At 65.0% G+C, this 12,104-nt stretch carries 9 protein-coding genes and 1 pseudogene; all 10 read left to right on the forward strand.

Annotation, left to right across the window (positions count from 1 at the left end; genetic code table 11):
• Positions 1–2 precede the first annotated feature (2 nt).
• The 10 genes and pseudogenes from GPICK_RS03695 to GPICK_RS03740 all read left to right on the forward strand — a co-directional run bounded on the left by GPICK_RS03695 (position 3) and on the right by GPICK_RS03740 (position 12,098).
• Positions 3–902: a cation diffusion facilitator family transporter gene (locus tag GPICK_RS03695; RefSeq protein ID WP_039745234.1), complete on the forward strand. Its 900-nt coding sequence runs from the start codon at positions 3–5 to the stop codon at positions 900–902.
• Positions 903–1,228: 326 nt separating this feature from the next.
• On the forward strand, positions 1,229–1,756 hold the full coding sequence (locus GPICK_RS03700) for a hypothetical protein (RefSeq protein WP_039740618.1): 528 nt from the start codon (positions 1,229–1,231) through the stop codon (positions 1,754–1,756).
• A 182-nt stretch (positions 1,757–1,938) separates the two neighbouring features.
• Positions 1,939–3,360, forward strand: a complete 1,422-nt coding sequence (locus GPICK_RS03705) for a hypothetical protein (RefSeq protein WP_052263263.1) — start codon at positions 1,939–1,941, stop codon at positions 3,358–3,360.
• Positions 3,361–3,986: 626 nt separating this feature from the next.
• On the forward strand, positions 3,987–5,093 hold the full coding sequence (locus GPICK_RS18145; protein WP_236685637.1) for a peptidoglycan-binding protein LysM: 1,107 nt from the start codon (positions 3,987–3,989) through the stop codon (positions 5,091–5,093).
• Between the two features lie 65 nt (positions 5,094–5,158).
• Positions 5,159–7,092, forward strand: a pseudogene (locus tag GPICK_RS03715) (GspE/PulE family protein).
• A gap of 134 nt (positions 7,093–7,226) precedes the next feature.
• Positions 7,227–8,303 carry a prephenate dehydratase gene (pheA, locus tag GPICK_RS03720; protein ID WP_144400030.1) on the forward strand — a complete coding sequence of 359 codons (1,077 nt, stop codon included), beginning with the start codon at positions 7,227–7,229 and terminating at the stop codon, positions 8,301–8,303.
• Positions 8,304–8,305: 2 nt separating this feature from the next.
• Positions 8,306–9,172, forward strand: a complete 867-nt coding sequence (locus GPICK_RS03725) for a prephenate dehydrogenase (protein ID WP_407920193.1) — start codon at positions 8,306–8,308, stop codon at positions 9,170–9,172.
• A gap of 22 nt (positions 9,173–9,194) precedes the next feature.
• Positions 9,195–10,499, forward strand: coding sequence for a 3-phosphoshikimate 1-carboxyvinyltransferase (gene aroA / locus GPICK_RS03730; protein WP_039745238.1), 1,305 nt, complete (start codon positions 9,195–9,197; stop codon positions 10,497–10,499).
• Positions 10,496–11,206, forward strand: coding sequence for a (d)CMP kinase (cmk, locus tag GPICK_RS03735; RefSeq protein ID WP_039740624.1), 711 nt, complete (start codon positions 10,496–10,498; stop codon positions 11,204–11,206). The genes aroA and cmk overlap by 4 nt, the downstream gene beginning before the upstream one ends.
• Before the next feature lie 43 nt (positions 11,207–11,249).
• Positions 11,250–12,098 carry a 4-hydroxy-3-methylbut-2-enyl diphosphate reductase gene (locus tag GPICK_RS03740; RefSeq protein WP_039740626.1) on the forward strand — a complete coding sequence of 283 codons (849 nt, stop codon included), beginning with the start codon at positions 11,250–11,252 and terminating at the stop codon, positions 12,096–12,098.
• Positions 12,099–12,104: the final 6 nt, after the last annotated feature.

Here is a 12,104-nt window from a genome sequence, read left to right on the forward strand (position 1 = left end):
CGCTGCCACGGGAAGAACGGTTCGCGCGTGCCGAACGGATCATGACCATCGGGTTCTGGGTGAATGCGTTGCTGATGGTCATGAAGCTGGCGGCCGGCCACTACGGGAAGTCGGACGCCGTCTTCGCCGACGGGGTGGAGAGCGCCTGCGATTTCATCGCCATCTTCTCCACTCTGGTGGCGCTGCGGGTCGGCCGCAAGCCGTTCGACGACAAGCACCCCTACGGTCACGGCAAGGCGGAGAGCATCGCCGCGGTCATCGTCTCCCTCGTGATCTTCGGCACCGGCGCGGGAATCCTCGTCAGCGCCGTTCATGCCATTGTTGACCGCACCTTTCAGCCCCCCGACCTTTTCGCCGTTGCCGCCGCCCTGGTGACGATCGGGGTCAAGGAGTGGCTTTACCGCTTCTCCGTCGCCACGGGGCGCCGACTTGAAAGCCCGGCCCTCCTCGCCGTGGCCAAGGATCATCGCAAGGATGCCGTGACGTCGGTCGCCACCCTCATCGGGGTGTCCGCGGCCTATTTCGGCGTCGGCTTCATGGACCCCCTGGCAGCGGGGCTCACGGCATTTTTCATCTTTCACATCGGCTATGAGACGTTCACCTCTGCCGTCCACGACCTGATGGACGCCCAGCCCGCCGCGGAGCTCCTCCGGGAGGTGACGGCGCTGGCCGAGAGCGTCGCGGGGGTGGAGCATGTCCACGAGATCAGGGGGCGCCGATCGGGCCAGTACGTCATCATCGACCTCAAGCTCGACATGGATCCGGAGATGACCGTCAAGTGCTCCCACGACGTTGCCACCGCCGTGAAACGGCTCATTTTCGAGCGGTTTCCCAACGTGGGGGACGTGATGATCCATATCAATCCCCACGACGAAGCGCACGAGGACCTCATCCGGCTCTGAGCGCGCCACTGCTCGGGCGACACCAATCCCCAATGGGGTATCCATGGCAGAGACCCCCCAATCGATCCTGGACCTGAAGGACATGTTTGCCTGCGGCGCCGCAGGCAACACCTTCTTCACGGTGGGATAGGGGCACGGCGGGTGCTCCGCGATTTCGCGATTCATGCTCGCTGAACGGCTGTGATAGGGGGCGGAGGACGGCCCCCATCCAAAGAAAGGGAGACGGAAAACTCAAGGAAGAGCCCCGGAATGCCGATACGATAAGGACGAAACGGCAGGTCATGCCGGAGCGCTGATCGTCATCTCTGCAGTTGGAGGAGGGTGTCATGAGGCTGAGGTTTTCGATTGTTGCGATGGTGATGCCGGTGCTTGTCTCCTGCGCCGGCTCTCCCGTGGGAACCCCCACCGCCGGCCTGGAGGGGGAGCGGCACCGGCCGCGAAACAGCGCCGAGCGGCTTGCCCTGGAGGCGGCCGAGAGCCGGCGGGACATCACCCGCGGCGGGTGGACCGCCCACGTCGCCGGTTCAGAAGGGGCCCGTCTCCACGTCACGCTGACCCGGCCCACGGGGGAGGCGGAGAATGCCCCCCTCGAGGTCTACGATCTCGCCCTGCGCGACGGCTGGGTCGAACAGGTCGGCGAGCCGCGCTATCTCGCTCCTTCTGACGATCTGGAACAGGGGGTGCTCCACGTGGCTCGAGAAGCCGCCGGAGCGCCGTCGGGACAGGCGATCGTTGCCGTCAAGGGGGGGGCGCTCGTCGGCAGGAAAACGGATCTCCGCTGTTTGGTGGAGGTTCGGGCCCTTTCGACCGAGCGGCGCGAGCTTTTTTCCCGTACGGTGAACGTTTGCCCGTGAGAGCGGCTGCACGGAGGAGGCTGAGACATGCCGGATGAGGCACGTCTGGCCTTGTATTTGCAAGTGGTTACGCCATGTTTGGTCGCATTGGCAAGATGGGTGTTTAAAATGAAAGCATGCCCTTGTGGGAGCCGGGCATCCAGGGACGGAATATGAACTCATTGCTTTTTATCTCAGACGACATGCGAGCGGCCGAGCTCATTGCCGATCTGCAGTCTCACAGCACGGCGAGGATCAGGCTTTCCCCCGATTTCGACCAGGGGCTCAAGGAGGTCTTCGACAACCGGCCGGTTGCCGTCTTCATCCAGAGCGAGATTTCCGGCATCTCGGGCGAGACGGTTGCCCGCCATATCAAGACGTTGCTGCGGGGAGACGCTCCCCGGATCGTACTGGTTCATTCCGCTCCCCTCAAGCCGCAGGGGGGGAAGAAGTGGTTCGACGGCACGGTTGATCTCGCTCTGCCGGAGGCGGAGCTGCGCGAATCGTTCCGTGCCGAGGTGACTGCCGCCAGCGCCGGCCTCTGGCAGGAAAGTCCGGCTGTTGACGCCGTGAATCCGACACCCGTGGCAGGATTCTCCTTGCAGGAAGAGGAGGCAGCGGCCCCCTCGGTGTCGGAGGTGGCGTCTTCTCCGGAACAGGGGCGAGAGTTCGAGTTTTTCGATTGGGAAACCCCCGCTTCTGCATCCGCACCGGCCACCTCCGCCGAGCCCCCTCCGGCTCCTCCGGTGGTACCGGAAGTGGAAGAGTTTCACCCCATTCTTGCCTCTGATGGCAGGATGGGGGAGCCTGAACCGTCCGTCCCGCCGGAAGCCGTGGCATCTCTCCCTGTCGATCTCACCCCGGCGGAGTTCGTTCCTCCTGCAGCCGTTACTCCGGCTGATGTTGCAGTGCCGGTAGCGGTTCCCGCGCCTGAAACGCCACCGGTCGAGCCCGCTGCACCTCCTCCCGTGCCGGACCAGCGCCGCCTGCCGACGGTTGCCGACTTCAATGCCGAAACCATCATCGTCCCGCCGCCGGAGCCGCTCGATCCACCAGGTGCCACTGCCGCCGAAACGGCGTGCGGCGGCAACCGCGTGCTGTTCTCGTCAGTGGCCGGAGTCGCGCTCGTCGCGGCGGTCTGCGCCGGAGTCTACTTTTACAGCGCAACTCCCCGGACGGAGCTCCCCGAGCGAAAGCCGGCCGGAACAGTGCCGGCACCCCCGCCCGCTCCCGCCCCACATCCCCCGTCGCCAGCGCCGGTGCCGGCGGCATCGTCACCGGGCCTTCCCGCGTTCATCCCAGCCGCGCACCGGGATGCTGCCTACACCAAGACCAATCCCGGCTGGGAGCGGTACGTGGCAAAAACGAGAGAGTTCCGGCTGTTTCGGGAGAACGGCGCCCTGCGGGCGGTTCAGATTATTCCCCGGGGCAGCGCCGTGCTCCCCGAGGGGGTCGTCGACGGTGCACTGAAGGACCTCACGGGAGCCCCCAGCCGGACGGTGCTTACCCGCTCCGTCACGGGGAAGTATCTCGTGGAACGCGGGCGGACTGCCGGCAATGGAGAGTTCGTCGCCTATCGGCAGAAACGGGGGGGGCTGCGCGGGGTCGTCATCTCTCTTCCCTGACCTGCAGAGGGGGGCCGTCCGTCAGAGCGGCCGGGCGCGTTGACAGGGGATGAAAAGTTGTTATTATGCGTCTTCATTTATTCCAAGTAACAATTCAACGGGAGTCTCAATGAGATTATTGTCTGCCCGGCTCGCTGCTGCTCTGGCGTTCACAACCCTCGCTCTTGCCGCGAGTCCCGAGCACGCCCGCGCCATCGATCCCCGTTTTGAGCTCGATCCCCGGCTCCTCGACAGCACGGGGGAGGCGTCGCACCGTGGCAAGGCCGTGAAAAAAGCCCGCAAGGGCGCCAAGGCAGAGGCCGGTATTTCCGAGTACACCATCCGTCCCGGTGACCATATCTTCAAGATCCTCATGCGTGACTACGGCCTCTCCAACGACGAGGCGGAGGCCCTCGTCCCCGAGGTGAAACGACTCAACGGCATCTCCGACATCCGGCGGCTCCGGGTGGGGCAGTCCATTCGGATTCCTCTGGCTCCGGGAGTGGGTACGGGGACGGGGGAACGGCCGGCGCGAGGCGAAGAGGCCCGGCGCCCCGAGCGGGTCGAACGTCCCGCCGCCGCGGCGCCGGTTGCTGCCGGGGATGGCGACACGCCGGTTGCCGGGCACTCTCTCCGAATGATGAGCGTTGCCGCCGCGCGCGCGCCCGAAGGGGTACTTCCCCACCGCCAGCCTCATCTTCACCGGCGTTGCCGCCGCGCGCGCGCCCGAAGGGGTCGAGCCGGTTCGCCAATTGTGGGACGGACTGGTCCCTTCCCAGGGGCAGGCGGCGCAGCCGATCGCCATTGAGGACAAGAACTTCTCCCTGTCTCTCGATCCCGAAAACTTTCCGACCTTTGCCGCCCCTGACGGGGGAAGGGTCCTGGTCGACGCCGGCGGCAAGATCCCCCCTCTGGTCCGGGCGCTCATCGAGGCGAAGGATCCGTCGATCCGGATCGTTTCCGAGTCTCCCCGCAATCGCAAGCGTTTCATGGCATCACTGCTGGCGGGAGCCCGCTTCTACTCGGTGGAGGAAAACATCTCGCTCGAGTTCGGCTCCGATCCCCGGTTGACGGTCAACGCCGACTTCAAGGTCGAAAAGAGCCCCGACAGCCTGTTGCACCATGACGTGGTGCTGATGAACGTGGGCGAGAATCAGCGCAATATGCCCCCTTCGCTCGTGCAGTTCCTCAATCGCGAGGGGTTCCAGGTCCTTGAGCCGCTCTCGGCCCGCGACGACCGTGCCGGGCGTGCTCCGCAAACCCTCTACCAGATCACTGCCCGCGATCCCCGGGGGGTTGTCGACGGCCTCCTGCGCGTCCTCAACGTCCACTGCGAGAATGACCGCAACGTGGAGTTGTATGGTGTGGGGGACGGTGGGCTGAGACTCTATGTGCGGGCCGACCGTTATTTCGAGGAGGGAGGTAGTCGCTTCGTGGTGAGCTATTTCGACGGCGATCCGGTCACCTACACGCTGACGCGGCTTCTCGAGACCCGTGGCTACCGGGTTGTCGTTCTCGACCCCAAGGACGATTTCCGCAAGGTTTCCGAAAAGCTCTTCGCACGGATGCGGATTCCGGGAGTGTTTGCGCGGCACGATCTGCTGCCGGTGCGGGAGAGCTCCTACGGCGTCCAGATGTCCGGTTTCCGGCTGCGGGGCGCCGCGGGGGAACCGGCGTTTCTCACCAACGCCGAGCTCGATCCGCTCTTCCGGGATCTGCTCGACGCCAACGGCTACACCATCGTCGCCCACTGATTCGGCCCGTCGTTTCCCGGGAGTAGCGGGGCGCGCAACGGCGACGTGAGGAGGACTGCGGCACCATGTCCCAGAAAAAGGTCGGAGAGATCCTTCTCGAAAACCGGCTGATCACCGAAGACCAGCTCCGTCAGGCGCTGGAGCTGCAGAAGGTCTTTCCCGGCCGTCCGGTGGGGCAGTTGCTCTGCAAGCTCGGATTTCTCTCCGAAAGCGAGCTTTCCTACATTCTCGAACAGACCGGCAAGCGCCAGAGGCTCGGCGACATCCTGCTGAAGGAGCGCCTCATCGATGAGGAGCGTCTGGCGCAGGCTCGGGCAGCGGCCAAGCGCGACGGTTCAACCCTGGAGCGGGTGCTCCGCAAGCTCCGCTTCGTGGAGGAAGAACCCCTTGCCAAGGCGGTGGCCTCCCAGTACGACCTCTCCTTCGTCCATATCAACACCCTCGAGATCGAGCCCGAGCTGGCCCGGGCCATTAACGCCAGCTACGCCCAGAAGCAGCGCATCGTCCCCATCTCGAAGATTGGCAACACCATAACCCTGGCCATGGCCTACCCCCTCAAACTCCACGAGTTGAAGGAGCTTGAGCAGAGCATCCGTTGCCGCATCATCCCGGTCATCGCGACGGAGGGGGAGATCGCGCAGGCGCAGCAGCGGCTTTACAAGACCGCTGCCGGTTCCTCTCCGGCGCACAGCTTCGACGAAGCCGACCTGGAAATATCCCCCGGGAGCATCACCGAGATTCTCAGCGGAGTCGTGGAGGACGAGCCGGACATCGAGGACGAGGTTCGCAGGGTTTCCGAGCGGGACAGCATCATCGTGAAGCTGGTCAACAAGGTCATTTTCGACGCCCACCAGTCACGGGCGTCGGACATCCATATCGAGCCGTACCCCGGCAAGAACGACGTGATCGTCCGGATGCGGGTCGACGGCGGCTGCAAGGTGTACCAGCGCATCCCCTACAAGTACAAGTACGCCATTCCTTCCCGGCTCAAGATCATGGCCGAGCTGGACATCGCCGAGCGCCGCAAGCCCCAGGACGGCAAGATCAACTTCAAGAAGTTCGGGCCGCTGGACTGCGAGCTCCGCATCGCCACCATGCCGACCGCGGGGGCCTCGAAGACGTGGTGATCCGGCTCGTCAACACCGGCGAGACCTTCTCCTTCGACAAGCTCGGGCTGACGGCGCGCAACATGCGCGTCTTCGAGGAGTCGATCCGCAAGCCTTACGGACTCGTCCTGGTGGTGGGCCCCACGGGGAGCGGCAAGACCACTACCCTTCACGCGGCCATTGCGCGGATCAACCGGCCGGAGGTGAAGATCTGGACCGCCGAGGATCCGGTGGAGATCACCCAGAAGGGGCTGCGGCAGGTGCAGGTGAACCCGCGGATCGGCCTCACCTTCGCGGCGGCTCTCCGTTCCTTCCTCCGCCTCGATCCCGACGTCATCATGGTGGGCGAGATGCGCGACGAGGAGACCGCTTCCATTGCCGTGGAGGCATCCCTGACCGGCCACCTCGTCCTTTCGACTCTCCATACCAATTCGGCCCCCGAGACCGTCACCCGGCTTCTGGAGATCGGGCTCGACCCCTTCAGTTTTTCCGACTCGTTGCTCTGCGTGATTGCCCAGCGTCTCGCCCGGCGCCTCTGCGAGGAGTGCCGGGAGATCTACCGCCCCGGCAGGGAAGAGCTTGCCGAAATCATCGCCGAGTACGGCGAGGATGATTTTGCCGCCACCGGCCTCATGGGGAATGAACTGGTGCTGGCGCGTCCCGTCGGCTGTCCCGCCTGCGGGCAGAGCGGCTACCGGGGACGGCTGGGGATTCATGAGGTGCTGGAAGGGACCGATCCCCTCAAGTCCCTCGTGAAAAAACGCGCCGATACCGAGTTGATCCGCCGCCAGGCCAAGGCCGACGGGATGACGACCCTCAAACAGGACGGTATTCTCAAAGTGTTTCAGGGGGTTACCGATATCCAGGAGATCCGGAAGGTCTGTCTCAAGTGATGCCGTCCCTCGCGGCCGGGAGCGGCTCCGGCCGATGATGCCGTATACCAAAAAATATTTGCATTTTAGCCCCCTTTCCGCTAGAGTACCCCCTCCACGGCTCGCCCGCATTCTCCCTCCCCCGGATGGTCCCTGTGCGCACAACGAAAAGCCTCGACGAGTTGCGTCGCGATATCGACGCCATTGACGACCGTATCCTGGAGCTTTTGAACCGCCGTGCCGGACTCGCCATCGATGTCGGCCGGGTCAAGGCGGGACAAAAGCGCGACTTCCATTCTCCCTCGCGGGAGCGCGAGATTTACGAACGCCTCACCCGTGCCAATCCGGGCCCCTTCCCCAGTGAAGCGATCCGGGGGGTCTACCGGGAGATCATCTCCGCATCCCTTTCTCTCGAAGCACCCATGAAGGTGGCGTTCCTCGGCCCCAAGGCGACGTTTACCCACCTTGCCACCATGCAGCACTTCGGTCTCTCGGCGGAGTTCGTTCCCCAGAAGTCCATCCCCGCGGTATTCGAAGAGGTGGAGAAGGGGCGGGCGCTGTACGGGGTGGTGCCGGTGGAGAATTCCACGGAGGGGATGGTTTCCCATACCCTCGACATGTTTATGGAGAGTGACCTCAAGATAAACGCCGAGGTCCTGCTGGAGGTCTCCCACGATCTCCTCTCCCGCACCGGCCGGCTGGAGGACGTGAAGAAGGTCTATTCCCATCCCCAGGCCATAGCCCAGTGCCGTACCTGGCTTGACGAGAACCTTCCCGGTGTGCCGGTGGTGGACGTCGCCTCCACCGCCCTCGCGGCCCAGATTGTGGGCGACGACTACACCGCCGCCGCCATCGCCAGCGAATTCGCCGCTTCCCTCTACGACCTCAAGGTGGTCCGGAAGCGGATCGAGGATCAGGTCAACAACTTCACCCGCTTCCTTGTGATCGGCAAGAAGATGGCGGAGCAGGGGGGAGACGACAAGACCTCCCTCATGTTCTCGGTGAAGGATGAGCCGGGGATCCTCTACCGGATGCTCGAACCGTTCGCAAAGCGCGGCGTGAGTCTCTCCAAGATCGAGTCGCGTCCCCTCAAGAAAAAGGCGTGGGAGTACATTTTCTTCCTCGACCTCACGGGGCACGTCACCGACCCGATGGTCGCCGATGCAGTCCAGGAACTGAAAGGGTACTGCCAGTTCGTCAAGATTCTCGGGTCGTACCCGCGGGCGAAATGAGCATGTCGGGAGTGATCGTCAGACGGCTGGCCGTCATCGGCGTCGGCCTCATCGGCGGCTCCCTGGCGCGGGCGCTCCGCCGGGCGGGGGTGGTGGGGGAGATCGTCGGGGTCGACCTCGACCGGGACAACCTGGTGCGGGCCCACGAGTTCGGGGTTGTTGACTGCGGTGCAGAAACGCTTGCCGCCGGCGTTGCGGGAGCCGATCTGGTGTTTCTCTCCGTGCCGGTGTGTGCCATTCCCGCGGTAGTCCGGGACCTCATCCCCCATCTCGCTCCGGGGGCCATCGTGACCGATGGCGGAAGCGTCAAGGGGGAGGTTGTCGCCGCCTGCGAACCGCTGATGCCCCCGGGCACCCATTTCGTGGGAGGACACCCCATCGCCGGTACGGAGCATTCCGGTGTGGAGGCCTCCTTTGCGACTCTCTACGAGGGGAAGCGCTGCATCGTCACCCCGACGCCCCGGACCGACGTCACGGCTCTCGGGACGGTGGTCCGGCTCTGGGAAGCGGCCGGTTCCGAGGTGGTTCTCATGGATGCGGAGAAGCACGACCGCCTCGTCGCCGCCATCTCCCACCTCCCGCACATGGTCGCCTACGCCCTGGTAAACGCAGTGGAGGGATACGACCGGTTCGAGGAGGGGATTCTCCGGTATTCCGCCGGTGGCTTCCGGGATTTTACCCGCATCGCCTCCTCCGATCCCGCCATGTGGCGCGACATCGCCCTCATGAACCGGGAGGGGGTCATCGAGATGATGGACCACTTCGCGGCGTACTTCGCCACGCTCCGCTCCCTGGTCGCCGCCGGTGATGCCGATGGCCTCGAGCGTTTTTTCCGCGAATCGAAGGAGAGCAGGGACGCAATCCTGTAACTACCCCATGACCGAGTGCACCATGACCGAAACCTGCGTCCAGACCTATGCTACACGGCCGGTAACCGGCATCCGCGGGGAGATCACCGTGCCGGGCGACAAGTCGATTTCCCACCGCTCCATCATGCTCGGTTCCATTGCCCGCGGCATGACGACGGTGCGCGGGTTTCTCCGGGGGGAGGACAACATTGCCACCCTCAACGCCTTCCGTGCCATGGGGGTGACGATCGACGACGACGGCGAGACGTTGAAGATCGCGGGGAAGGGGCTCCATGGCCTCGTCGAGCCCTTCGACGTCATCGACTGCGGCAACTCCGGCACCTCCATCCGCCTTCTGACCGGCCTGCTGGCCCCCCAGCGCTTTTACACCGTCCTGACGGGCGACCGGTATCTGCGCCGTCGTCCCATGCGGCGGGTGGTGGAGCCCCTGGCGCGGATGGGGGCGACGATCTTCGGCCGCGAAGGTGGGGAAAAGGCACCCCTGACCATTGTCGGCCGTGAACTCTCCGGCATCTCCTACGACTCGCCGGTGTCGAGCGCCCAGGTCAAGTCGGCCCTGATGCTGGCCGGCCTCTATGCCGCGGGGGAGACCCGCGTTACGGAACCCTACCTCTCCCGGGATCACTCCGAGCGGATGTTCCGCCACTTCGGCGCCGACGTCGAGGTGTCACCGTCCGGTGCCGTGGTGCGTGGGGGGCGGGAGCTGGAGGGGCGCGACATCGTTGTGCCGGGCGACATCTCGTCCGCCGCCTTCTTTCTGGTGGCAGGGCTCATCGTGCCGAACGCCGAGCTTCTCATCCGGGGGGTGGGGATCAATCCGACACGGACCGGCATTCTCGACATCCTGTCAGCCATGGGGGGCTCCATCGAGCTGCTCGACCAGCGGGAGGTGTCGGGGGAGCCGGTTGCCGACATCCTGGTCCGTTCGTCGCGGCTGAAGGGGATCGAGATCGCCGGTGACGTGGTCCCCCGCGCCATCGACGAGTTTCCGGTCATCTGCGTTGCCGCGGCTCTGGCCGAGGGGCGGACCGTGATCCGCGAGGCCCGGGAACTGCGGGTCAAGGAGACGGACCGGATCGCCGCCATGGCGACGAATCTCCGGGCGGCGGGGGTGACGGTCACCGAGACTGCCGACGGGATGGAGATCGACGGGCGGGAACGGCTCGACGGCTGCACCGTCGAGAGTTTCGGCGACCACCGGATCGCCATGTCGATGCTCGTCGCCGGCCTGGTGGCCACGGGGGGCGTCACTGTCAGCGACGTGGCGTGCATCGGGACGTCCTTTCCCTCGTTCACCCGGCTTGTCGAAAGGATCTGCGCGGGATGACGGCGGGGGGAGAGAAAACCGGACTCATCATCGCCATAGACGGACCTTCCGGCGCGGGAAAGAGCACCATCACGAAGGCCCTTGCCGACCGCCTCGGGTACCTCCACATCGACACCGGCGCCATGTTTCGCGCCGTGGCCCTGTCGGCACAGCGGGCGGGGATCGATGGCGGCGACGACGCGGGGCTTGCCCGGCTCTGCACGTCCCTTGAGATCGCCTTCGCGCGGACGAACGGCTGCTGCCGCGTGCTGGCCAACGGCGAAGACGTGACCGACGCCATCCGGACGCCGGAGATCAGTCTCCTCACCTCCGCCATCTCGGCCCGCAAGGTCGTGCGGGACTTCCTGCTGGAGGTCCAGCGGCGGATGGGGCGGCAGGGGGGCGTTATCCTGGAGGGGCGGGACATCGGCACCGTGGTCTTTCCCGATGCCGATGTGAAGTTCTTCCTCTCCGCCTCAGTGGAGGAACGGGGCCGGCGTCGCTGGCTGGAGCTTGCCGCCCGGGGAGAGCGGATCACGCTGGAGGAGACCATTGCCGCCGTGGCCCGGCGGGACGAACAGGACTCGGGCCGCGAGCATGCCCCCCTCCGGCGGGCGGGCGATGCGGTGGATGTGGACTCCACCGGCCTCTCCTTCGAAGAGGTGCTTGCCCGGATGGAGTCGATCGTGCGGGAGAAGGAACGTCTCCTTGTCGGGACGGGACGCTGACAGCTGTGTCGGTCGTATCAATCGTTCAGGAGTGTCGCAGCAGATGGAAATAGTACTTGCCAAGCGTGCCGGCTTCTGTTTCGGCGTGAAGCGGGCCACCCAGATGGCGTTCGAAGCCGCCGACAAGGGGGGGGCAACCTTCACCCTCGGTCCCATCATCCATTCGCCGCAGGTGGTTCAGAAGCTGGAGGGGATGGGGGTGAAGGTTCTCAAGACCCTTGAAAACCTCAACGACGGAACCATCATCATCCGCTCCCACGGCGTAACGTCCGAGGAACTGGAGGAGGCGGCCCGCAAGGAGCTGGAGATCGTCGACGCCACCTGCCCCTTCGTCAAGAAGGCACAGGAGCATGTCAAGCGCCTCTCCCAGACCGGCTACGACGTGGTGGTGGTGGGGGATGCCGATCATCCGGAGGTCCAGGGGATCGTCTCCTACGCCGAGGGAAAGGTCTTCGTGGTCGGGTCGTGGGAAGAGGCCGCCCGGCTGCCGAAGATGAAGAAGGTGGGGATCGTGGCCCAGACGACCCAGTCGTTCGAGAACCTCAAGCATGTGGTCCTCGAATGCCTCATGAAGGGGGGCGAGATTCGGGTCTTCAACACCATCTGCGACGCCACCGCCGTCCGCCAGGAAGAGGCCAAGTCCCTTGCCCGGGAGGTCGACTGCATGGTGGTCATCGGCGGGTACAACAGCGCCAACACCAAGCGGCTCGCCGAGGTCTGCACCGAGTTGCAGCCCCGCACCCACCAGATCGAGACCGCCCAGGAGCTCGACCCGGCGTGGTTCGTAGGGGTCAATCGGGTGGGAGTGACCGCCGGTGCCTCTACGCCGAAATGGCTTATCGACGAGGTGATCGACCGGATCGCGGCGCTTGATGTTGAGAAAAAAGATTGAGTTTTC

It is taken from the genome of Geobacter pickeringii, from assembly GCF_000817955.1.
Classification (GTDB): domain Bacteria; phylum Desulfobacterota; class Desulfuromonadia; order Geobacterales; family Geobacteraceae; genus Geobacter; species Geobacter pickeringii.